22 protein-coding genes and 1 pseudogene are annotated in these 21,186 nt (G+C 61.6%); 11 read left to right on the top strand and 12 right to left on the bottom strand.

Annotated features, from left to right (window positions below; genetic code table 11):
* From V2B23_RS26075 to V2B23_RS26050, 6 genes and pseudogenes are all read right to left on the bottom strand, one after another.
* Positions 1 to 326, bottom strand: a pseudogene (locus V2B23_RS26075) (HNH endonuclease); the annotation flags it as partial.
* 66 nt (positions 327 to 392) lie between these two features.
* Positions 393 to 905, bottom strand: a complete 513-nt coding sequence (locus V2B23_RS26070; protein WP_430952951.1) for a nuclear transport factor 2 family protein — start codon at positions 903 to 905, stop codon at positions 393 to 395.
* A gap of 1 nt (position 906) precedes the next feature.
* Positions 907 to 1,803 carry a TIGR03619 family F420-dependent LLM class oxidoreductase gene (locus V2B23_RS26065; protein WP_430952950.1) on the bottom strand — a complete coding sequence of 299 codons (897 nt, stop codon included), beginning with the start codon at positions 1,801 to 1,803 and terminating at the stop codon, positions 907 to 909.
* Between the two features lie 44 nt (positions 1,804 to 1,847).
* Entirely contained in the window at positions 1,848 to 2,207 is a 360-nt protein-coding gene (locus V2B23_RS26060) for an EthD domain-containing protein (RefSeq protein WP_430952949.1), read from the bottom strand.
* Between the two features lie 33 nt (positions 2,208 to 2,240).
* Entirely contained in the window at positions 2,241 to 2,711 is a 471-nt protein-coding gene (locus V2B23_RS26055; protein ID WP_430952948.1) for a nuclear transport factor 2 family protein, read from the bottom strand.
* Positions 2,708 to 4,369, bottom strand: coding sequence for a class I adenylate-forming enzyme family protein (locus V2B23_RS26050; RefSeq protein WP_430952947.1), 1,662 nt, complete (start codon positions 4,367 to 4,369; stop codon positions 2,708 to 2,710). Before V2B23_RS26050 ends, V2B23_RS26055 begins: the two co-directional genes overlap by 4 nt.
* A 273-nt stretch (positions 4,370 to 4,642) precedes the next feature.
* Between V2B23_RS26050 and V2B23_RS26045 the strand changes: the two genes are divergently transcribed.
* The 3 genes from V2B23_RS26045 to V2B23_RS26035 all read left to right on the top strand — a co-directional run bounded on the left by V2B23_RS26045 (position 4,643) and on the right by V2B23_RS26035 (position 7,635).
* Positions 4,643 to 6,274: an AMP-binding protein gene (locus V2B23_RS26045; protein ID WP_430952958.1), complete on the top strand. Its 1,632-nt coding sequence runs from the start codon at positions 4,643 to 4,645 to the stop codon at positions 6,272 to 6,274.
* Positions 6,271 to 7,092: an SDR family oxidoreductase gene (locus V2B23_RS26040; RefSeq protein WP_430952946.1), complete on the top strand. Its 822-nt coding sequence runs from the start codon at positions 6,271 to 6,273 to the stop codon at positions 7,090 to 7,092. The genes V2B23_RS26045 and V2B23_RS26040 overlap by 4 nt, the downstream gene beginning before the upstream one ends.
* A 417-nt stretch (positions 7,093 to 7,509) precedes the next feature.
* Positions 7,510 to 7,635 carry a hypothetical protein gene (locus V2B23_RS26035; protein ID WP_255285241.1) on the top strand — a complete coding sequence of 42 codons (126 nt, stop codon included), beginning with the start codon at positions 7,510 to 7,512 and terminating at the stop codon, positions 7,633 to 7,635.
* 66 nt (positions 7,636 to 7,701) lie between these two features.
* Here V2B23_RS26035 and V2B23_RS26030 read toward each other — a convergent pair whose 3' ends face one another.
* The 3 genes from V2B23_RS26030 to V2B23_RS26020 form a co-directional block, all read right to left on the bottom strand.
* Positions 7,702 to 8,904: a ricin-type beta-trefoil lectin domain protein gene (locus tag V2B23_RS26030; RefSeq protein WP_430952945.1), complete on the bottom strand. Its 1,203-nt coding sequence runs from the start codon at positions 8,902 to 8,904 to the stop codon at positions 7,702 to 7,704.
* 280 nt (positions 8,905 to 9,184) lie between these two features.
* Positions 9,185 to 9,724 (bottom strand): GtrA family protein, encoded by a 540-nt coding sequence (locus V2B23_RS26025; protein WP_092803831.1) that lies wholly within the window; start codon positions 9,722 to 9,724, stop codon positions 9,185 to 9,187.
* 66 nt (positions 9,725 to 9,790) lie between these two features.
* Positions 9,791 to 10,996, bottom strand: coding sequence for an enhanced intracellular survival protein Eis (locus V2B23_RS26020; protein ID WP_430952944.1), 1,206 nt, complete (start codon positions 10,994 to 10,996; stop codon positions 9,791 to 9,793).
* Positions 10,997 to 11,113: 117 nt separating this feature from the next.
* On the opposite strand from V2B23_RS26020, the gene V2B23_RS26015 reads away from it, so the two are divergent.
* The gene (locus V2B23_RS26015) at positions 11,114 to 12,334 is read left to right on the top strand and encodes a fatty acid desaturase family protein (protein WP_430952943.1); all 1,221 of its coding nucleotides are present in this window, start codon (positions 11,114 to 11,116) and stop codon (positions 12,332 to 12,334) included.
* 9 nt (positions 12,335 to 12,343) lie between these two features.
* On the opposite strand, the gene V2B23_RS26010 is transcribed toward V2B23_RS26015, so the two are convergent.
* Positions 12,344 to 12,796: a nuclear transport factor 2 family protein gene (locus V2B23_RS26010; protein ID WP_430952942.1), complete on the bottom strand. Its 453-nt coding sequence runs from the start codon at positions 12,794 to 12,796 to the stop codon at positions 12,344 to 12,346.
* 134 nt (positions 12,797 to 12,930) lie between these two features.
* Between V2B23_RS26010 and V2B23_RS26005 the strand changes: the two genes are divergently transcribed.
* The 6 genes from V2B23_RS26005 to V2B23_RS25980 are packed head-to-tail and all read left to right on the top strand — an operon-like array spanning position 12,931 to position 18,594.
* Positions 12,931 to 14,097 (top strand): acyl-CoA dehydrogenase family protein, encoded by a 1,167-nt coding sequence (locus tag V2B23_RS26005; protein WP_033236626.1) that lies wholly within the window; start codon positions 12,931 to 12,933, stop codon positions 14,095 to 14,097.
* Positions 14,094 to 15,041 (top strand): bifunctional MaoC family dehydratase N-terminal/OB-fold nucleic acid binding domain-containing protein, encoded by a 948-nt coding sequence (locus V2B23_RS26000; RefSeq protein ID WP_430952941.1) that lies wholly within the window; start codon positions 14,094 to 14,096, stop codon positions 15,039 to 15,041. The genes V2B23_RS26005 and V2B23_RS26000 overlap by 4 nt, the downstream gene beginning before the upstream one ends.
* Complete coding sequence (locus V2B23_RS25995; RefSeq protein ID WP_430952940.1) at positions 15,041 to 16,156, top strand: acyl-CoA dehydrogenase family protein; 1,116 nt, start codon at positions 15,041 to 15,043, stop codon at positions 16,154 to 16,156. Before V2B23_RS26000 ends, V2B23_RS25995 begins: the two co-directional genes overlap by 1 nt.
* Positions 16,153 to 16,581: a MaoC family dehydratase gene (locus tag V2B23_RS25990; RefSeq protein WP_430952939.1), complete on the top strand. Its 429-nt coding sequence runs from the start codon at positions 16,153 to 16,155 to the stop codon at positions 16,579 to 16,581. The genes V2B23_RS25995 and V2B23_RS25990 overlap by 4 nt, the downstream gene beginning before the upstream one ends.
* Positions 16,581 to 17,759 carry a lipid-transfer protein gene (locus V2B23_RS25985; protein ID WP_430952938.1) on the top strand — a complete coding sequence of 393 codons (1,179 nt, stop codon included), beginning with the start codon at positions 16,581 to 16,583 and terminating at the stop codon, positions 17,757 to 17,759. The genes V2B23_RS25990 and V2B23_RS25985 overlap by 1 nt, the downstream gene beginning before the upstream one ends.
* A gap of 13 nt (positions 17,760 to 17,772) precedes the next feature.
* Entirely contained in the window at positions 17,773 to 18,594 is an 822-nt protein-coding gene (locus V2B23_RS25980; RefSeq protein WP_430952937.1) for a MaoC/PaaZ C-terminal domain-containing protein, read from the top strand.
* A 113-nt stretch (positions 18,595 to 18,707) separates the two neighbouring features.
* Here the strand turns inward: V2B23_RS25980 and V2B23_RS25975 are convergent, their stop codons facing one another.
* Positions 18,708 to 19,505 (bottom strand): SDR family oxidoreductase, encoded by a 798-nt coding sequence (locus V2B23_RS25975; RefSeq protein ID WP_430952957.1) that lies wholly within the window; start codon positions 19,503 to 19,505, stop codon positions 18,708 to 18,710.
* A 184-nt stretch (positions 19,506 to 19,689) separates the two neighbouring features.
* On the opposite strand from V2B23_RS25975, the gene V2B23_RS25970 reads away from it, so the two are divergent.
* Positions 19,690 to 20,451 (top strand): SDR family NAD(P)-dependent oxidoreductase, encoded by a 762-nt coding sequence (locus V2B23_RS25970; protein ID WP_430952936.1) that lies wholly within the window; start codon positions 19,690 to 19,692, stop codon positions 20,449 to 20,451.
* A 5-nt stretch (positions 20,452 to 20,456) separates the two neighbouring features.
* Here V2B23_RS25970 and V2B23_RS25965 read toward each other — a convergent pair whose 3' ends face one another.
* Complete coding sequence (locus V2B23_RS25965; protein ID WP_430952935.1) at positions 20,457 to 21,185, bottom strand: glycerophosphodiester phosphodiesterase; 729 nt, start codon at positions 21,183 to 21,185, stop codon at positions 20,457 to 20,459.
* Position 21,186 lies beyond the last annotated feature (1 nt).

Here is a 21,186-nt window from a genome sequence, read left to right as displayed (position 1 = left end):
CGGGCCATCGCCGCCCGCGTGCGATGCAACCGCGTCTTCAAAGCAAAACCCAACCCGATGAGCTTCCCCGCCGCAGCCCGGCCCATCGTCAACACCGCGCCGACCTCCGATTCGGCGAGCTCGTGCGCCGACGACGTCCACGTACCGCCCTCGACATGCTCGGCGCTACGACGGGTGAAGAATTCCGCCACCACGGCCAGTTTCCGCTCGACCAGCATCGCTTCACATGAATGCAACTCACTCATGAGATCAATGAGGGCGCAATCGGTTTCGGTACCACTCAGCTGTGCCGAGATACCGAAATTCCCCACCCCCGGATCGAACATCCTCCCACCGTAATCGAAACCCTGTTCGAATAGAACAGCTTTTCGAAATCAGTCGGAAAAGTCCGATTACTGTGGAAGGGACCTTCTCAAAGCGGCCAATGGATCTGAGTCATCGCGTCGTCCTCGGGGTCCGGCGCTCTCGGGATTCACGAATCGGCCTTCGTCGGAGCGGGTCCATTCACGTACGGCCCAGCGTTCCTTGATTGCCCAACGCCCATTTCGACGCTCCATGTGGTCGATGAAGCGTGCGCCGCTGGTGAAGTTGATCATCCCGACGCCTTCGGGACCGCCCCAATGCGTTGACATGGAATACGCCTCGCTGATCGCGTGGTCACCGTGCAGTTCGACGAGGTGGTTGCCGATGTGATGCATGGTGCCGCCGATGACGGAGAGCTTGGGCTTCACCCAGGCAATGTACTCGTCGATGTTGCCGTCGAATCCGGTGTGATGATCGATAGCGTCGGGGTGATAGGCGCTACGAACGAGATCGAAATCGAGCCGGTCGATGCCGCGGGCATAGGTCAAGACCACTTCGCGAATAGCCTGCTTGTCCAACAAGTCCTGCAGTTCCTGATCCATTTCAGGACTCCTTCACGCTGATCATCCAGTCGAGCAATTCCGGTAGTTCTTCGCTGGCGCAATCGAATACGACTGGACGGAATACGACAACCGAGGCCCCGCGGTCGGACCAATCGTGAGCCTTCTCCGCGGTGGCTTCCAGGTCGATGCTTCCGTTGTCGCGACGAACGGGTGAAGCAGAAACTTGGACGCGCGCTGTGTCGGGATCGCGATCGTGGGCCTCGAAGGTGTTGCGCAGCAGCGCAACACTGTCGGTGAAGGTCGCCAAGTCGGCTGGGTTGACGGTCCAGCCGTCAGCGACGCGAGCGATCCGGTCGAAGTTCCGCTGGCTGGGCCCGAACCCGAAGAGGACGGGAACGCGGTCTTGGGTCGAGAGCGGAATGCTGTGGTAGTTCTCGAAGGAGAAGTCGCGCCCCTTGAAGTTGGCGGGAGCCTGGGTCCAGAGTTCGCGGCACGCTGCGACGGTTTCCTCCATGCGCCCGAACCTGGCGTCGAAAGGCATGTTCGTTGCGGTGTATTCGGCTTCCTGCCAGCCGACTCCGAAGCCCATGGTCACGCGCCCGTCCGACAACGCGTCGAGGGTGGCGACCTGTTTGGCGAGCAGCGCAGGTGGGCGAACCGTTGCAATCAGAACCGACACTCCGAGGCGTGCGCGCTCGGTGACGGCAGCAATTGAGGAAAGCAGTGAAATCGGCTCGTACCAAGGATGATCCAGTGGGAACAAGAAGTTGTGATCACTCACACGCTGGGCATGAGCATCAGCATTGAACCCGAGGTGATCGCCGGTGCAGATCAAGTCGACGCCGACGCGATCAGCGGCAGCAGCAAAATCGAGAACCGGTCTGATCTTTCCCTCGAACAGTGCCTCGAGGCCCAGCACATTGACACCGATTTCCATGCAAACAGTCCTTTCCGAAAATCTACGGGAACGACGGGCGAGTCTCAGCTGTGCGGCAATTCGCGCTCGTCGGCAACAAACTGAATGATCTTGCTTTGATCGAGAAAGTTGGATTCGTCGGCCCGGATCCGGTCGCCGATCTCCGGTCGGGCATGAGTGGCGAGCATGTCGTCGTATCCGGCCTTGTCGTGGAACCACATTTCGGTGATGACGTCGAAGGCAGGGTCAGGTGTGCCCTCTGAACGCAGAACCTGAGCGAGATCGGGGTAATTCCGCCGGTACTCGACGATCGACGGAAAGGTTGCGACAATCAGTGGGGCATGGTTGTTCTCGTAGTAGGCGATGAACTCTTCCTTCGTGAGTCCAGGCTTACGAGTGAGTAGCGCAATTGCCTTGAACATCATTCGTCTCCCCGTTGAAGGTGCTGCGAGATGTACTCAGAGTGACCGGTTGGCATGAGCAGACATGTCACCCATGCTGTCCATGCAGAAAAGTCGTGATGCAAACTGCCACGATCCGTCGACGCAGGTGAATCGATCGAAGTACCGTCCCGACAAAATGGGTTGCAGGGCAAAATCTTCGGTGCCCTGGATAACCGTGATGTAGGACAGCGCCGACGCCTCGTCCCCGTCGACCGAAATGCGGGTATTGGTCAACAGGTGCTTGGTTCGCGGGACCGGGGGAGTGCCGTACATCCGGATGAAGCTGCTGCACGCGGCAAACACGGCATCCGCGTCGGACGAAATCAGAGTTGTTGCAACGCCGTCCGCGCCGCACTGGCCGTAATCGGAGCGCGCGAATAATGCTGCGACGTCACGTAATCTGCCCTGGTCGATCAGGTGCGTGTACTCGCAGAGCAGGTCACGGATCGCCGACTCGGCGACGATCCGTGACAGCTCTTCGGTCATACCGTGATCTCGCGGCGAACCATCTTTCCGGTTGCGTTGCGGGGCAACAGATCGCCGGTGATACGCCACTTCGAGGGAACCTTGAAGTACGACAGACGCTCGGCCGCGAATTCGCGGAGATCTTCCTCGGTGGTGACCGCACCGGAGCGCAGAACGACAACGGCTGACACTTCCTGGCCGAGGTCCGGGTGGGGCGAACCGATGACGGCGCATTCGATGACGTCGGGATGCTCGTCGAGGGTCTGTTCGATCTCGGTGGGGTAGACGTTCTCGCCGCCACGCAGAATGAGATCCGACCGGCGTCCGGTCAGACGGAGGCGACCGTTCTCGATCACGCCGAAATCGCCGGTGCGGAGCCAGCGTCCGGGAGAGATAGCCGAAGCGGTGGCTTCTTCGTTCTCCCAGTAACCGAGCATCACGAATGGGCTGCGCACGCAGACCTCACCCTCGATGCCGTCGGGCAGCCATTCGCCGAAGGGATCACGGATCTCCATCGAGACTGTGATGATGGGGCGTCCGAGAGTGCCGGGGAACTCTTCGAGCTCAGCGCCGACGGCAACGGCGATAGCCGTGCTGCACTCGGTCAGGCCGTAGCTGTCGACCAGAGCGTTGCGGGCAAACGGCACCTGCTCCTTGAGGCGTTCCTTGAACGCGGGCGACGACGGTGCCGATGCCAGCGAGAATGCCGTAAGCGAGGACACGTCGTACTTGCCGATGTTGCCGTGTTCGAGCAACCGCGACGCCATGGTGGGAACCGCGCCCCAGTTGGTGATGCGTTCGCGTTCGACCAAACCGAGCACCTTGTCCACGTCGAAGCCGCCCTCGATCATCACGACCGCGCTGCCGGTAGCCAGACGCGGGATGACCAGGTTGTGGAGGCTCGCGATGTGGAACAGGGGGGACGTCAGTAGGTAGCGCAGCGGGCTGGGCTTGGAGCCGTCGTACTCGCGGCCCATGAACGCAGCCCCGATGGCGTCGCTGTACTTGTGGTAATCGACAACAGCCATCACGTTGCGGTGCGAGTGCAGGGCGCCCTTGGGGCGGCCGCTGGTGCCACTGGTGAACAGGATGACAGCCGGATCGTCCTCGTCGATATCCGCGACGGGCACATCAGCGCCGGCGTATTCGGCGATGAGTGCGGGCAGATCCTCCTCCATGGTCAGAACGGTGATGCCTGCCGGCAATTCGGGAAGCGCAGCGCCGCGCTTCGCGTCGACTACCAGCACCTTCGGGCTCGACAGCTCGATACCGTGTGTCACCTCGCGCGGAACCCACCAGCCGTTGAGGCCGACCGCGATGGCGCCGAGTGCCTGCGTCGCGAAGAAGGTCATGACCCATTCAGGGTTGTTGGCGGCAAGAATTCCCACCCGATCGCCCTTGCGGACGCCGTACTTGTCGCGCAGTGCAGTCGCGAGCGCGGCTACGGCGTCGGCGTGCTCCGTGAACGAGATACGACGGTCGCTGGTGACCAGGTAGTCGCCGTCTCCCCAGGCCCGGGACGCGGAGATGAGCTCACCGATGGCATGTCCGCGATTCTTCATCACGGGCATGACGGTGCCGAGAACCTCTTCTTCGACGATCTCGAACGGCCCACCGGGACCGGTGAGGCGCGAGACCGCCTGGTCCAGGAGCAACTGCGGATCTGCGGGGGCAGTCATGGATTGGCCTTTCGTATTGTGGCGCTTTTCACGTCACAAAATGTCACGGGACAATCCTATCTGTGGGGCGGTTACCACTGAGCGAGACTGAGCGGGTTCCTGACATAACGCGCAGTTAGCGTTCCGGCAGAATCGCAGCCGAAGGAATGAGCGTGAGCGCACACGAATTCCTTCCCCTCCCGAGTAGGACACAGGATCACGATGACGAACACCGCCACCGAAGCACCGACGAGTAGTTCCGTTGCCATTCCGCAGCGCGAGGACGTCGCACAGATGTTGATCGATCGTGTCGGTGATCAGCATCTGGGTCTGCGGACTCGTACTCAGGACTGGACGTGGGACGAGGTTGTCCATGAAAGTGCTGCCCGCGGTTCGTACGCCAAGTCGCTTCGCGCGCCTGGCCCCTTTCACATCGGTGTTCTCCTCGAGAACGAGCCAGAGTTTCTGTTCTGGCTCGGCGGCGCGGCGCTGACGGGAGCCACGATCGTCGGAATCAACCCGACTCGTCGGGGTGCTGAACTCGAAGCGGAGGTCCGGTACGTCGATTGTCAGTTGATCGTCACGGACAAGGCCGGACACGAGAAGCTCGCGGGTCTCGATCTCGGTCTGACCGACGACCGCTTCATCCTCGTCGACGACGCGTCGTACGCCGAAACAGTTGCTGCGCATCGCGTCGAGACACCGCAGATCGATCTGGGTGTCGACGCGTCGACGCTCTTCCTCCTCCTCTTCACCTCCGGCACCACCGGTATGTCGAAGGCCGTGCGATGCAGCCAGGGCCGTCTGACCCGACTCGCATACGCGAACTGCGCCAAGTACGACATCGATCGCGATGACGTCTGCTACTGCTGCATGCCGCTATTCCACGGCAATGCGCTGATGGCACTGTGGGCTCCCGCGCTGTCACAGGGCGCGACAGTCTGCCTCGTTCGCAAGTTCACGGCTTCAGGGTTCATGCCCGACGTACGGTTCTACGGCGCAACATATTTCACGTATGTCGGCAAGGCTCTCGGTTACCTGATGGCGACGCCGGAGCAGTCCGACGACATCGAGAACACACTCACACACGGCTTTGGTACCGAAGCGTCGCCGGGTGACAAGGCCGAGTTCATTCGTCGCTTCGGCGCACAGCTTTTCGAAGGCTACGGCTCGAGCGAAGGCGCCGGTTCGGTGGTTCTCGATCCGAACCAGCCTGCGGGAGCGTTGGGACGTCCGGCAAACGAGAACATCGTCATCGTCAATCCCGACACCAAGGAAGAGCGTCCGCGCGCGATCCTGGACGAGCACGGCCACGTGCTCAACTCGGACGAGTCCATCGGCGAAATGGTCGACAAGGCAGGTTCGCAGAAGTTCGAGGGTTACTACAAGAACGAAGACGCCATGGCGGAGAAGATCCGTGACGGTTGGTACTGGACAGGCGATCTCGGTTACGTCGACGAAGCGGGATTCATCTACTTCGCCGGTCGTAAGGGTGACTGGATCCGCGTGGACGGTGAGAACACGTCAGCTCTGATGATCGAGCATATTCTGCGCCGCCACCCCAAGGTGATCGCGACCGGTGTGTTTGCCGTGCCTGACCCGCGCTCCGGTGATCAGGTCATGGCGGGCATCGAGGTAGCGGATCTGGCGGACTTCGATCCCGTCGAATTTGCGGCTTACCTTGCCGCACAAGCAGATTTGGGAACCAAGTCTGCACCTCGCTTCATTCGCGTTTCGACCAACCTGCCCGTCACGGGTTCCAACAAAGTGCTCAAGCGTGACCTGCAGGTCGATCGCTGGCGGACCGACGAGCCGGTGTACCACTGGGTGGGCCGCGGCGCTCCCGAGTACACGCTGATGACGGAAGCTGACATCGAAAGCCTCGAGAAGGAATTCGAGACTCACGGTCGTTCGAGGTTCCTGTGAACCGAGTTGCGCTGGTAACCGGCGCTTCTCGCGGTATCGGCCGCGAATGTGCACTGGCTTTTGCTCGCGCCGGATTCGATGTCGCGATCACTGCCCGCACCGTCCGTGAAGGTGAAGGCAGAGCCGCGCCGCGAACGCGCGACGGCGAGCAGGTTATCCCTGTTACCGGAAGCCTCGAGACGACAGTTGCCGAAATCGAGGCCTGCGGCGTGCGGGCGTTGGCGGTCCCGATGGACCTCCTCGATCGGGCATCGGTTGTTGCGGCCGGTGAGCAGGTGCTGCGCGAGTGGGGCCGCGTGGATGTGCTGGTCAACAATGCCTATGCACAGACGGTTGGCAACATGGACCGGATTCTCGACATCGAAATCGACGATGCTCAGGCAATGGTTGTCGGAAACTATCTGCATCAGCTCGCTCTGGTCCAGGTGATCCTTCCGTCGATGATCAAGAGCGGCAACGGTGTTGTCATCGGTCTCGCGTCCGGTTCGGCCACCATGGACCCACCGGCGCCTCCGGGTGAAGGCGGGTGGGGCTTGTCGTATGCAGCGTCGAAGGCCGGCTTCGGGCGCATTGCGGGTGCGATCAACTCGGAGTACCGCGGCGCCGGTATCAAGGCATTCAATCTGAGTCCGGGGTTCGTGATCACGGAATCCGGTAAGGCTCGCGGCGGTGCGGACGCGATTGTGGACGCAGGCTTTGCGGCCACACCGGCGTCGGTTCCGGCAGCGGCCGCAGTCTGGCTTGCGACCGATCCCGATGCCGACCGATTCCTCGGCCGGGTGGTGGACGGTCCGAAACTGATGGCGACGCTTCAGTAGACGAAATGAAGCGTGGGCTTCATCGACGGGAAGGCCGAATACCCCTGCAGTTGGGGGCACATTCGTAGCACCCCACAGCTCTCGATCACGGTGTTAGCATCCGATGGTGCCCGGGTGAACAGCTCGGGCACGAGCGATGTTTGCTGTCTTTGGCCAGCGAAAGCGCAAGTACAGCAACCCTTCACATAAGGAGTTTCACATGGGATCGATCGCCGATCTTCTTGCCCAGAGCCAGGCTTTGGCTGCGTTCAAGTACCTCCTCGGTGTGCTCGGTGGAGCGTTCGGTAGCTGATAGCGCGCCCGGACTGCGGTGACTACCAGTAGTCGCTACCGCACTTCAATGTGCGCTCTATCCGAGCGCGATCAACTTTCTCGAAGGCCGGTTTCTTCGGCCTGGTCCAATCATGGAGGCACACAATGGGTTCCCTTTCGACAATTCTCATGATCCCGGTCGGTAGCGCAGACCTCGTCCTCAAGGGCGTGTTCGAATCTCTGACGAACACCGTGAACAGTCTCGTCGTGGTTTTCGGTGGGTTGAGCTAGTTCCGCATCGAATCGACCGAGAAGGTCCGCGCGCCACTTGGCACGCGGACCTTCTCGGGTTTGAGGCTATGGCCGTGCGCTCGTGTCGTAGGCATATACCGAGACCCAATCGAGCAGCAGGTTCCCGTTGCTGGTTCCCGTGCCTTTTGTCTCGGTCTGCAACTGCCAGCGCATCGGCGTGGACGGAACCCAGGACGTGCTTTCCAGGACTACCTGGTTGTCGAGTAGATATTTGATCCGCCCGGGCGACCACTCGATCGTGTACGTGTGCCAGTCGGTGAACCGCGCTCCGATGTCCGTTGCGAGTTCCTGACACCCGCCTACGCAAGAACCCGCACCGGAGTAGTGGTGGAAACCTCCTGCAGTGCCGGACAGTCCGCCTTCGGGGAAGTCGAATTCACCATCGCGTGGCCACACTTCGGACTGTGGCCATAACAACCAGGCGACGTAATACTCATTGAGATTCGGATTGTCGACCTTGAACCTGGCCGAATAGCGGCCGTAGGTTTGATTTTGATTCTGGCCGTTGATGACGGGTGACGGGCTTGCCCCCGCCGGTTGGCCGTTGACATTGTGGAGATTGAAATTGAGGACGCCATTCTTGACGCTGAGAACTTGATCTGCGCGATACGGCCGCTTCTGATACGTATCGAGATAACAAGACGGGTAAGTTCGCCACTTTTGCCCTTGTGCGCCGGTGTAGACGATCTTGTCGGGGTCACACGTATTTGCCCATGTCCCGAGCGCAGCGTCTTTCGTGAAGTCGTCGTAGAAGATCTGGCGCCATCCATTGAGATTGCCGACCGGTACCGAAGCTCCTGACGGAGAGGGAAGCGTCACGATGGCTCCGGTGTACGACCAACTCTGGGCCTGCGTCCCATTACATACCTGTACGACAGCAGGATTCCCGTTTGCGTTGATGCCGCCGCGATTCTCGACGCAGAGTCCGTTGACCTGGCTTCGAACGGTACCTCCGGGGCCGGAGGTCCATTTTTGGAAGGCTGCGCCTGTGCAATTCGATATGACCAGGGCGGTGCCTGCGACCAGAGAACCGCCCTGGGGGCCCAGGCATTTTGTCTGCACACGAACGGTGCCATCGCTTTCAACGCTCCAGATCTGTGCGGCTGAGCCGTTGCAGTCGTAGATCTGAACTGGGTTGCCGTCCGATGTCACACCCCACTTGTTCTCCAGGCATCGTCCACTGGGGGTCTTGACCGCGCCGATCACGGCAGCTTCGGATACGGCCGGAGAAACTACCAGAGCGCCCATCGCGATGACAATGGATGCGACGAGAAAGAAAACGGTACGTTTTGAATGTTGGTTCTTTGTTGGTGATCCCCCCGAAATATACGAAAACACAGTCTCTCTCATTGTGATTCCATTCTTTTGTGCGGCGAGAACCTAGCCTTGTGGAAACAATTCCATGAGGCTTTGATGGCGAAATGCTACACAAAAGGATCGGGGGTATTTGCACCTTTCGGGAAGGTTGAAATAGTGCAAATATTGACGAAATTCGCCGATGCGTGATGCTCTTCGGTTGCTGCCGGCGTCAGTCGAGTGAAGAAGCGTCCGTGGCTTCCGTATCGAGGATCATTTCGCCGTTCGTGGACTCTTCAGGGAAGACGAATTTGCGCATCGCCCACCAACGGAAGGCCGTTGCGAGCAGCGTGCCGATGATGGAGCCACTGATGAAGTCGGCGAAGTTCTCCATCAATACGGAGACGTTGGGCTGGCGGAGGTCGAATACGTAGCTCGAGATCCAGAGTGGCACCTGGTTGATGGCCAGGCCGATACCGGCGACGATGAAGAACAGTGCCGCCTCGTGATGACGTTGGCGTCCACCCCGCTCAGCGAACGACCATTCCCGGTTCAGGACGTACGACAGGACTGTCGCGACCAGGACCGCGATGATGTTGGCGGTAACCGGATGTTGCGGCAGTACGGTCCACTTGATGCCGAAGAACAACACCGTGGTGACGATGAAGGCGATGCCGCCGACAACAAGAAACTTGAGCATCTCCGCGTGCGGCAAAACCCGTACGAGAATCTTCTCAGGAAGCCAATTGACCAGTTTTCCTACAAACGCCATTGGTCGAGGCTAACCGTGTCGGTGCCGTTAGGCATAAAAATCGCCCGCGCCGGAGCGTTCGGAAAGTCAGAAACCATACCCCATCACTGCGGGGCGTGTGGTACCGAAAGCGAAGTCCAAGTCGCGTATCTCCTGAGGGGTCGAGGCCTGGACGCGCCCTGCTGCCGCGAAGATTCGAGCCTGATGCGAACCCAGGTAGATGCTGGACAAAATATCGGACGGCATCGTGATCTTTGCGTCGGCGCCCGTGGGTCGGCAGGTGGCCTTTCCACCGCGAATGCTGAGCGCGAACGTACCGCCCGCGTCGAGGAACGGATCCTCGATCTTGACGACAGTGTCGAGGTCAGCGGCGTATTCACGAGCTTCGAGCGCCGCTGGAACATCCATGATCCGCAGCCACAGACGGTCAGATCGACGGGTTGTCCGCACCGAACGGTAGTCCGTCAGCATCAGTCGCAGCGGATCTTCAGGGTGCTGCTCGGCTTCGATGCGGGTCACGAGATCGAGCCCGCACATTGTCCGCCACAACGCGGCATACGCGTCGTCGTCGATGGCAACGAACTCGGCGATGTCGACGACGCTGTCGGAGCCTTCACTTCGGTGGCGGTAGGAAACGTAGCCGTCGGGATGTGTCAGAAAGAACAGTCCCGAGGCGCCGGCGCGATGGTCGGACGGGTCGGCAAATGTGAAATCCCAATGCGCCTGCGGACGCCTTTGCGCGCCTGGAGTGACGAGGCGCCAGCGGTCGTAGATTGCGGGCAGTAGCGTGGCTGCGGTCTGCGCGTCGGTGATCCGCACGCCGCTTCCGGTTGGAGCCTGCGGGCGGAAATCGGCAAAACGTCGATCGATCGTGATGCTCTCGCTGACGGTTGCGGGGCCGTAGCCGAACCGGTTGTAGATACGCGCGTCGCTGGCCGTCAGAGCTACCAGGGGAGCCCCCGTCGACGCGATGTGTTGGTGCAACCGGACGAACATCGAGCGCAGGATTCCGCGGCGACGGTGCGTCGGGGCGACGGACACCCAGGTGATTCCGCGAGTGGGTAGCTGGTGCCCACCCGGAACCGTGACTTCCATGTCGAACTCGATGGCCAGTCCGACAACTTGGTCACCCTCTGTCGCGACGACGATGTCCTCGGGGCGGTAGAGCGTCCGAGTGAGTGTTTTGTCGGCTGTCGACGGATGGAATCCGAACCCCGTCGAGTCGAGCAACTGGATCGCCGGCCAATCGGCTTCAGTGGCAGTTCGGATGGTGATCTGGTTGTCGGTGCTCACGCTCATTGATGCTGGCACAGATTGCGCGGTGACGCACGTAGCGTGCGAGTCGACGTTTCACCGGTGATTCATGGGGGTACCGTCCGACGAACCGGCCCTGCGACAGGAGTGAACACAGTGGCGATCACCGATATCAAGGAATATGCGCACCTCACCGAGGAAGACGTCGAGGCACTTGGGCGTGAATTGGACGCTATTCGGCTCGACATCGAGGACAAACGCGGCGCGCGTGACGCTCGATACATTCAGCGAACTATCGCGTTTCAACGCTCGCTCATGGTGGCCGGTCGCGTCGTCCTGTTTGCCAGCAAGAAGAAACCCGCGTGGATCCTGGGAACAGCGCTTCTGGGGGTCGGCAAGATCATCGAGAACATGGAGCTCGGTCACAACATCATTCACGGTCAGTGGGACTGGATGAACGATCCCGAGATTCACTCGAGTAACTGGGAGTGGGACAACACCTGCCCATCATCGGGTTGGAAGCACTCGCACAACTTCACCCATCACAAGTTCACCAATATCGTCGGTCTCGACAATGACGTGGGCTACGGCATCATGCGTGTCACGCGAGATCAGAAGTGGCACGCGGACTATCTATTCCAGCCGATCACCAATTTCGCGCTGGCCACACTGTTCGAATGGGGCGTAGCACTTCACCATCTGGAGACAGACAAACTTCGTAAGGGGCAGGTGAAGTGGTCTGACAAATCCGAGATGGCAAAGGAAATCGGCAGGAAGATCGCACGGCAGGTGGCCAAGGATTACATTCTGTTCCCGGCCTTGACCGGCCCAGCGTGGAAGACCACATTGACGGCAAATATCGTTGCGAATCTCATACGCAATTACTGGAGTTACGCGGTCATATTCTGTGGGCATTTTCCCGACGGAGCCGAGAAGTTCACTCTCGAGGAATTCGAGAACGAATCGCGCGCGCAATGGTATCTACGACAGATGCTCGGCTCGGCCAACTTTCACGCCGGACCGATCATGGCATTCATGAGTGGCAACCTCTGCTATCAGATCGAGCATCATTGCTTCCCCGATCTGCCGAGTAACCGATACTCGGAAATCGCTGTGCCACTTCGTGAATTATGTGACAAGTACGATCTCCCGTACACAACAGGTCCGCTGTGGAAGCAGTACGGTCTGACATTGCGCACCATCTGGAAGTTGTCGCTTCCCAACAGGTTTCTCTCCGCCTCCCAGGACGACGCACCGGAAACGCACTCCGAGTTGAAGTTTCGTGTCCGCGGCGGCATCAAGGAAGTGCTCGGCGTCGATCCGCACACGGGTAAGCGTCGTGGGTTGCGAACGGCCATCGCCATGATGGCGAGTTGACGCTCGCCATCACCTGCCGAGCAGAATGACCGGCACGTCCTCGGCGAAGTCGACAACCAATTCGCGACGAGAAAACAGCCAGGTGCCGTCGACGTTCTCGAAACTGTCCTGGTAGCGGATCTCGATCCGGTTGTTCCGGTATCCCTCGCCGCGGGGATAGATGTGGTGCGCCGAGCAGTACGCCTCGCCGTGCGCCGTGGTGGCGCTGTCCTGATCGAGGACCTGCTGCTCGACGATGTGCCGCGTCGAGTGCAGGTGTGCGACGGCGCCGACTATCGAATCGGACAGAGTCGCCCGGCCCTGAATCTCGGTCGCCCCGTCGGTGCCGTTCAATGCCGGCGGCAGGACAAACGTGGCGTTTTCGGTGAACAAAGCCGCAAGAGCAGCCGGATTTCGTCGGTCGACTGCCTGTGCGTACCTGGCAGCCAAGTCGGTGAGGGCGATCCGATCCGAGGGTTCCATGGCAGCATTTCACCTTATGTGACCGCGCTCATGTTTCGGCTTCCCGCTCAACGAGACACATTCAGCGCCCAAAGATGCATCTAGTTAGCGTCCAGATCAAAGTTGCTAGCCATGAATGCCATAGGAGAACCGCGATGGATCTGAGGGAATCGCCCGAGCAGCAGGAGCTCCGCAAGGAGCTGCGCGCGTACTTCGCGACGCTGCTGCCGGAGGAGAAGCGCCGCGCTGCCGGTGAACAGGGTGTCGGCGGCGAATACTTCCGTGAAATCGTGAAGTTGCTGGGCAAGGACGGCTGGCTCGGTATCGGCTGGCCCAAGGAGTTCGGTGGCCAGGGACGCTCCATCGAGGAGCAGTTCGTGTTCTTCGACGAGGTTCAGCGCGCGGGATTGCCGTTCCCCTTCGTGACGGTCAATACCGTCGGCCCGACGTTGATGAAGTACGGCACCGAAGAGCAGAAGGAACGATTCCTGCCGGGCATTCTTGCCGGCGACATCGTTTTTGCCATCGGCTACACCGAGCCGGAGGCCGGCACCGACCTGGCTTCGCTCAAGACGCGTGCGGTCCTTGACGGTGACGAGTGGATCGTCGACGGCAACAAGATCTTCACCAGTGGCGCCAACACGGCCGACTACGTGTGGCTGGCTTGCCGCACCGACGCGGACGCCCCCAAGCACAAGGGCATCTCGATCCTGATCGTCCCCACGGAGGACGCAGGCTTCGAGTGGTCACCGATCAACACCGTCGGCGGCCTGATGGTGACGTCGACGTACTACTCCGGCATTCGCGTTCCGTCCAAGGACGTTGTCGGCGAGGTCAACGGCGGCTGGCAGCTCATCACGGCGCAGCTCAACCACGAGCGAATCGGCTTGGCGGCCATCGGTGGCCGCACGTACGGCCTGTGGAACCTGGTCCTGGACTGGGCCAAGGAAAACGGCGCCATCGACATCCCGTGGGTGCAGCAGGACTTTGCTCGCACACACGCCAAGCTCGAGGCCATGCGACTGCTGAACTGGAAGATGACGGCAGCCGTCGCGCAGGACACGCTCTCCGGAGCGGACGCCGGCGCCACCAAGACGTACGGCACCGAGACTCACGTCGACGTCTACCGCACCCTCCTCGGAATTCTCGGCTCCGCCGGACGCATCCGCCCCGAGTCTCCGGGCGCTTTGCTTGCCGGTCAGATCGAGCAGATCTCGCGTCAGGGTGTCGTGAACACCTTCGGCGGCGGCGTCAACGAGGTTCTGCGTGACATGGTCGGCACCATCGGCTTGGGACTCGTTCGCGAAAAGAGGGTCAAGTGAGCGACATTTCGGCGCAACTCGACGCTTTTGTCGGCCAGACGCTTGTTCCCACCACCTGGGGACCCGACGAGGTCAACCTCCCCATGATCCGGCATTGGGCCGAGACCATGGGCGATACCAACCCCGTCTACCTCGACGACGAAGCTGCCCGCGCCACCGGCCGTGACGGCGTCGTCGCTCCCGCTCAGATGCTTCAGGTCTGGATCATGCGGACGTTCACCGACAAGATGGCGGGCAACGACCCGTCGCAGGTGTGGACCGATCTGATCGCCACCCTCGACGCAGCCGGCTACAGCTCCGTCGTGGCCACAGATTCCGATCAGGAGTTCTTCGGCGAACTGCGCCCAGGCGATCGCGTGAACTACACCGAGGTCATCGAGTCGATTTCCCCGGAGAAGAAGACCGGACTCGGCGTCGGACACTTCGTGACGACGCTCAAGACCTACCGAAACGGCGACGACGAAGTTGTCGGCACGCAGCGGTGGCGGACACTGCGGTTCAAGCCGCAGGAAGCCAAAGCTCCGGAGGCTCCGCGCGCACTGCGTCCGCGCCCGGCTCTCAACGCGGACAACGCTTTCTGGTTCGAAGCGGCCAAGGAACACCGTCTGGTGATCCAGCGCTGCACGTCCTGCAAGACGTTGCGTCATCCCACCGGCCCGATGTGCGGCGAGTGCCAGTCACTCGAGTGGGACACGATCGACGCGTCGGGGCGTGGCACGGTGTACAGCTTCGTGGTCAATCACCATCCCAAGATCGACGCTTTCGACTACCCGCTCATCGTTGCGGTCATCGAACTCGAAGAGGGAACCCGATTGATCGCCAACATGGTGGGTATCGCGCCCGAAGATGTCGTGGTCGACATGCCCGTGGAACTTGACTGGATCGACGCCGACCCGGATTTGACGCTTCCCGCGTTCCGGCCGGCCGCACGCGAGGAGCACTGATGGACTTCAATTTCAGCGAAGAGCAGGACGCAATTCGCTCACTGGCCGACGAGGTCTTCACCAGCAAGGCCACGATCGAGCGCACCAAGGAGATCGAACTCTCCGCCGAGCGCGTCGACCGTGAACTGTGGCGCGAACTCGCGACCACCGGCTTGCTCGGTATCGCCCTGCCCGAAGAGTTCGGCGGCGGCGGACTCGGCTTGTCCGAGCTGTACACCCTGCTCGAGGAACAGGGCCGCCACGTTGCGGCCGTACCGATCTGGGAAACGGCGCTCGCCGCGTTGGCGATCAACGAGTTCGGTTCCGATTCCCTTCGCGCAGAACTCCTTCCGGGTGTAGCCGACGGCAGTCGATTCCTCACGATCGGGCTCGAGGAATTCGGGCCGTACACGGGCGGCGACCCGCTGACGACGGCTGCCGAGGATGCCGACGGTAACTGGACGCTGACCGGTGAGAAGGCCGTTGTGCCGATCACGAACATCGCGAACCTCGCGCTCGTCTCGGCAACCACGTCCACGGGAACAGCTCTGTTGCTGGTGGATCTGAATGCAGACGGTGTCACGGCGGAGCAGACGCAGTCCACCAACCACGAGATCTGTGCCAACCTCACGTTTGCCGCTGCCCCCGCGCAGCTGATCGGTGCGGCTGACGGCACCACGGTTCCGTGGCTGATCGACCGAGTTGAGCTGGCCTTGGCCGCAATTCAGTGGGGCGTCGGCTCGGGTGCTGTTGCGCAGGCTGTCACGTACTTGAACGGCCGTATCCAGTTCGGCCGTCCGCTCGCGACCTTCCAGGCTGTCAACCACCAGCTCGCGGACTGCTACATCGATCTCGAAGCGATGCGCGTGACACTGTGGCAGGCCGCTTGGCGCATTTCCGAGGGACTGGATCTCGGTACCTCGGTGCTCGTTGCCAAGTGGTGGGCCACCGACGGCGGACAGCGCGTCGTGCATCGCACCACACATGTCCACGGCGGCATGGGCGTCGACACCGACTACCCGGTTCACCGTCACCTGCTGTGGGGCAAGCAGATTGCGGCCACCCTCGGTGGTTCCAGTTCCGACCTGGCGCGTCTGGGTGCACAGCTTGCATCCGGTGTGGAGGTGCTCGCATGACCGTTCTCGTCGGTCGTAGCTACGCGGATATCGAGGTCGGCGAGGCTCTCCCCGAGTTGGCGATCCCGCTGACTCGCACGTTGATCATCGCGACCGCTATTGCCACCCGTGATTTCCAGGACGTGCACCACGATCCGAGCCTGGCTCAGGAGCGCGGCTCCAAGGATGTCTTCATGAACATCCTGACGAGCAACGGTCTCGTCGGCCGGTACGTCACGGATTGGGCCGGATCGGCATCGACCCTGCGTCGCATCGCCATTCGTCTCGGCGCGCCCAACTACCCGGGTGACACCATGACCATGACCGGCGAGGTTGTGTCCAAGGAAGACGGTGTTGTCGTGGTCAAGGTGCAGGGCGCAAACAGCCTCGGCAACCATGCATCCGGCACCGTCACAGTTGCTTTCAAAGAAGAGGGGAAGCCCTGATGGCGATCAGCCCGCTCTCGGGAGCCGCTGCCATCGTCGGCATCGGATCCACCGAGTTCTCCAAGAACTCCGGTCGCACCGAACTGCAGTTGGCCTGTGAGGCCATCGTCGCTGCACTCGCGGACGCGGGTATCGCCCCGTCCGAGGTCGACGGACTTTCGACCTTCACCGCGGAAACCAACGGCGAAGCTATTGTTGCTCGCAACTGTGGTCTCGGCGAGCTGAAGTTCTTCTCCCGCATCGGTTACGGCGGTGGCGCCGCATGTGGCCCCGTACAGCAGGCAGCCATGGCCGTTGCGACGGGTGTCGCCGATGTCGTGGTCTGCTACCGCGCTTTCAACGAGCGCTCCGGTGAGCGTTACGGCCTTGGCCAGCATGATCGCCCGATGGCAACCACAGCGGACCGCGCGGCTTATGCGTGGATGACCCCGCAGGGCCTGTCGACTCCCGCTCAGTGGGTCGCTATGTTCGCACGGCGGTACATGCACCAGTACGGTGCGACGAGTGAGGACTTCGGACGGGTTGCAGTGGTGGCGCGCAAGCACGCTGCCAACAACCCGGCTGCCTGGTTCTACGAGCGTCCGATCACACTCGAGGATCACCAGAATTCCCGCTGGATCGCCGAACCGCTGCACTTGCTCGACTGCTGCCAGGAAACCGACGGTGGCCAGGCGCTCGTCGTCGTCTCCGCTGAGCGCGCCAAGGATCTGGCCAACAAGCCGGCCTTCATCAAGGCCGCTGCTCAGGGCAGTGGCAAGGATCAGCACATGATGACCAGTTACTACCGACCCGACATCACGGGTATCCCGGAGATGGGTCTGGTCGGCCGTCAGCTGTACAGCCAGAGCGGCCTGAGCCCGGACGACATCAATGCCGCGATCCTGTACGACCACTTCACTCCGCTGGTCCTCCCACAGCTCGAAGAACTGGGATTCTGCAAGCCCGGCGAGGCCAAGGACTTCATCCGCGAAGGCAACCTCGAACTCGGTGGACGCCTGCCGGCGAACACTCACGGTGGTCAGGTCGGCGAGGCGTACCTGCACGGTGTCAACGGTGTTGCAGAAGGTGTGCGGCTCATTCGTGGCACGTCGACCAATCAGCCCGATGGTGTCGAGAACGTATTGGTCACTGCCGGAACAGCAGTACCTACCAGTGGTCTCATTCTCGGCGCGGTGTGAGAGAGGAATGACAGTGACAACTTCGGAAACTGCGAAGACTGCCGGCGATTGGCGCGGAGCCGATCTCGGGACCCGCACAGTGTCGTACACCGAGCGCGACGCGATCCTGTACGCACTTGCCGTGGGCGCCAAGGCGACCGAGCTGGACCTCGTCTTCGAGGATCAGCTTCGGGTACTGCCGACCTTTGCTCTCACGCTCGCGCAGTGGGCACCGGATGCACTGGGTTCAGCAGGGGCATTCGACACCTCGACGGCACTGCACGGCTCGCAGGAACTGAAAGTTCTTGCCCCGCTGCCGCGTAGCGGTGAAGTGACCCTGAAGGCTTCGGTCGGAGAGGTGTGGGACAAGGGCGCCGCTGCGGTGTTCGAGGTGAAGGTGGAGTGCGAGTACTTCGTCGCGACCTGGTCGCTGTTCGCTCCCGGCGCCGGTGGATTCGGCGGAGAACGTGGACCGTCCCGTCCGGCAGAGCCGACGGGCGAGCCTTCGCTCACCGGTGTGCTGACCACCGCAGAAAACCAGACGGCGATGTATCGCCTTCTGGGCGACATGCACCACATCCACATCGATCCCGAGGCCGCGGCGCGGATCAATCAGCCGCGTCCGATCATGCACGGCCTGTGCACGTTGGCTGCCAGCACGCTCGAGCTTGCCCGGGTCGCCGGAGTGCATCCGGCAGATCTCGTGAGCCTCGAGGGTCGATTTGCGGCAGCCATCCATCCGGGTGAGGCGCCGTCCATCGTCGCGTGGGGTACTCCTGACGACCTGGCCTTCCAGGTGCACAAGGATGGTCAGATCGCGATTTCCGGTGCACGAGTGAGTTTCTCCGCTCGCTAGCACCCTCAGACTCAACTGCGGGGCGCTCGACCCCCCGTCGCGCCCCGCAGTTGTTCACACAAAACAAGGAAGCCCTCGAGCAATCGCTCGAGGGCTTCCTTGTTTACTCGGTCTTACGAGCTGGTTCGCGAAAACAGCTCAGGGTGGGTAGCAAGGTAGCGGGCCGGGTACTCGCCGCCGCCGTGGACGGCGATATCAGTTCCCGTGACGTATGACGAGAGTGAACTTGCAAGGAACAGGCAGGAATTCGCGATATCCGCCGGTACGGCCATACGCTCCATCGGGATGATCTCGGTGACGGCCGCGCCGCCGTCGGCGCCGTAGACCTCTGCGGCGGCTTCCGTGCGGATCAAGCCCGTTGTGATGTGGTTGATGCGCACCTTCGGTGCCCACTCGAGCGCCAAAGCCTTTGTCAGGACCAGCAGTCCGGCCTTGGCGGCGCTGTACGCAGCGGTGCCGGGCTGCGGGTCGATGCCCGAGACACTGCCGATGTTGATGATGGCGCCGCCGTTGTCCTGCGTCTGCATGACGGCGTTTGCAGCCTGAGCAACGTTGAAGGGGGCCAGCAGGTTCAGCGCCACGATCTTCTCCACGAAGCGAGGGGAGACGGTGGCTGCGTCGGCGTCGGGGGAGCCGCCTGCATTGTTGATCAGAACGTCCAACCGGCCGAAGCGATCGACGGCATCCTGGACGAGTGCTGCAGCGTCTGCAGGATCACGGACGTCCGTGGATTTGAATGCTGCAGTTCGGCCGTCAGCCGACGGGAGCTTTTCAGGCTCGTTTCGGCCACAGACCAGCACGTTTGCCCCGGCAGTCAGGAAGGTTTCGGCGATGACAAAGCCGATGCCCTTGGTGCCGCCGGTGACGATCACCGAGCGTCCGCTGAAATCGACGGGGTTGGGGAGTGTCACGGTGGAGCCTTCCTGCTGTTGGGGCCGAGCCGATTTGCCGCCCAGTGTGATTGACGCGACAGTGCCGGTCGTCATAGGGTCAAGCAAATGCTTGGTTGCTTAGTGCGTTGAGTGTAGACGACCAACACCGGCAGCCACCAGAATCGACCAGTCCCCTTACACAAAAGGACATTGGAGCAATCACATGGGCAAGCTCGATGGCAAAGTTGCACTCATCACCGGTGCAGGTCAGGGAATCGGCCAAGGAGTTGCCTTGGCCTTGGCGAAAGAGGGCGCCGAGATCGCGGTAGCCGGTCGCACCGAGTCCAAGCTCCACACCACATGCGGGCTGCTCGCCGACATCGGTGCCCGCGGCGAGGTAGTCGTGTGTGACGTCAGCAAGAAGGACGACATCACTGCCGCAGTGGACCGTACCGTCGAACTGTTCGGCGGAATCGACATCCTGATCAACAACGCCAACGACTGCAAGCCCGGCCCGCTGCTCAGCGTGCTCGACGAGGACTTCGAGCACGCTTTCGCGACGGGACCGCTCGCCACCCTGCGCATGATGCAGGCGTCGTACCCCCACATGAACAGCCGCGGGGGCGGTGTCATCATCAACATGGTCACCTCCGCGGCCGTGCGTTGGGATGCCAGCAACTACGGCGCCTACGGCTCCATCAAGGAAGGCATGCGCGCACTTACCCGCGCCGCGGCCTGCGAGTGGGGCAAGGACAACATCCGTGTCCTCAACGTTGCGCCACACGCGCAGACCCCGGCCCTGCAGTGGTGGATGGACAAGAACCCCGAAGAAGCGGCAGCCTTTGTCGCGGGAATCCCGCTGGGTCGCGTGGGTGATCCCGAAACGGATATCGGGCGTGCCGTCGTCTTCCTGGTCGGCGAAGACGCCAGCTATCTGACCGGCGCAACCATCCCCCTCGACGGTGGACAGTCGCGCTGGGGTTAATTCCGCTAGGTGCGCGCGAGCCACTCCCTGGCATCCGCCGGGAAATCCGTGGTGGTGCCGTCCACTCCGAGTTCGAGGGCTCGTACTGCATCTGCCGGTGTGCGCAGAGGCCACGCGTGAACTTGCAGTCCGGCTTCGTGGAGGTCGCGGACAAGTTCTGCCGTCAGCCCGTTCCAGCCGCAGTAGAAGGCACCGGACCCGGTGGCCGCAAGTACGGATTCGACGCCGGCCGGGTGAGCGTCGGCGCTCGGATACGACGACACGATCAACCCACGCGGGATGAACGGCGCTGCCTCGGCAACTGCGAGTAGAGCCTCGGCTGAGAAGCTCGTGAACTGAATGCGCTGAGCGTCTTCGGGGCGTGCCACCACGATCCGTTCGAGTTCCGGCACCACCTCGATGGCCTTGATCTCCACCTGCAAGGTCACCGTGGTGGTGTCGAGAGCTTCGTCGAAAGTCAGGACTCCGCGTCCGGAGTCCAATTCGATGTTTTTGATCTGGTCGAAGGTCAGTTCCGCAACCGGTCCGAGCCCGCGCCCGGAATCGTCGGCAGCAGTGCGATCGAGCGTCGCGTCGTGGAGCACGATCGCCACGCCGTCGGCCGTCGAACGCACGTCGAGTTCGATCTCGTCGACGCCCATCTCCTCGGCGAGGCGAAATGACGCAATGCTGTTCTCAGGTGCGTGGGCCATGGCGCCGCGATGGCCCACCAAGGTGAATGATTCGGATCGCATG

This window comes from Rhodococcus sp. 24CO (genome assembly GCF_050586165.1).
Classification (GTDB): Bacteria; Actinomycetota; Actinomycetes; order Mycobacteriales; family Mycobacteriaceae; genus Rhodococcus_F.
The sequence above is the reverse complement of the archived record's forward strand: the minus strand, read 5'-3'. Positions and strand labels throughout refer to the sequence as shown.

Bases quoted from the DNA above. Each gene is read 5' to 3' on its own strand.
- V2B23_RS26070 (WP_430952951.1), bottom strand. From the start codon at position 905: ATGGATCAGGAACTGCAGGACTTGTTGGACAAGCAGGCTATTCGCGAA.
- V2B23_RS26065 (WP_430952950.1), bottom strand. From the start codon at position 1,803: ATGGAAATCGGTGTCAATGTGCTGGGCCTCGAGGCACTGTTCGAGGGA.
- V2B23_RS26060 (WP_430952949.1), bottom strand. From the start codon at position 2,207: ATGATGTTCAAGGCAATTGCGCTACTCACTCGTAAGCCTGGACTCACG.
- V2B23_RS26055 (WP_430952948.1), bottom strand. From the start codon at position 2,711: ATGACCGAAGAGCTGTCACGGATCGTCGCCGAGTCGGCGATCCGTGAC.
- V2B23_RS26050 (WP_430952947.1), bottom strand. From the start codon at position 4,369: ATGACTGCCCCCGCAGATCCGCAGTTGCTCCTGGACCAGGCGGTCTCG.
- V2B23_RS26045 (WP_430952958.1), top strand. From the start codon at position 4,643: ATGTTGATCGATCGTGTCGGTGATCAGCATCTGGGTCTGCGGACTCGT.
- V2B23_RS26035 (WP_255285241.1), top strand. From the start codon at position 7,510: ATGGGTTCCCTTTCGACAATTCTCATGATCCCGGTCGGTAGCGCAGAC.
- V2B23_RS26030 (WP_430952945.1), bottom strand. From the start codon at position 8,904: ATGGGCGCTCTGGTAGTTTCTCCGGCCGTATCCGAAGCTGCCGTGATC.
- V2B23_RS26025 (WP_092803831.1), bottom strand. From the start codon at position 9,724: ATGGCGTTTGTAGGAAAACTGGTCAATTGGCTTCCTGAGAAGATTCTC.
- V2B23_RS26010 (WP_430952942.1), bottom strand. From the start codon at position 12,796: ATGGAACCCTCGGATCGGATCGCCCTCACCGACTTGGCTGCCAGGTAC.
- V2B23_RS26005 (WP_033236626.1), top strand. From the start codon at position 12,931: ATGGATCTGAGGGAATCGCCCGAGCAGCAGGAGCTCCGCAAGGAGCTG.
- V2B23_RS25995 (WP_430952940.1), top strand. From the start codon at position 15,041: ATGGACTTCAATTTCAGCGAAGAGCAGGACGCAATTCGCTCACTGGCC.
- V2B23_RS25990 (WP_430952939.1), top strand. From the start codon at position 16,153: ATGACCGTTCTCGTCGGTCGTAGCTACGCGGATATCGAGGTCGGCGAG.
- V2B23_RS25985 (WP_430952938.1), top strand. From the start codon at position 16,581: ATGGCGATCAGCCCGCTCTCGGGAGCCGCTGCCATCGTCGGCATCGGA.
- V2B23_RS25970 (WP_430952936.1), top strand. From the start codon at position 19,690: ATGGGCAAGCTCGATGGCAAAGTTGCACTCATCACCGGTGCAGGTCAG.
- V2B23_RS25965 (WP_430952935.1), bottom strand. From the start codon at position 21,185: ATGCGATCCGAATCATTCACCTTGGTGGGCCATCGCGGCGCCATGGCC.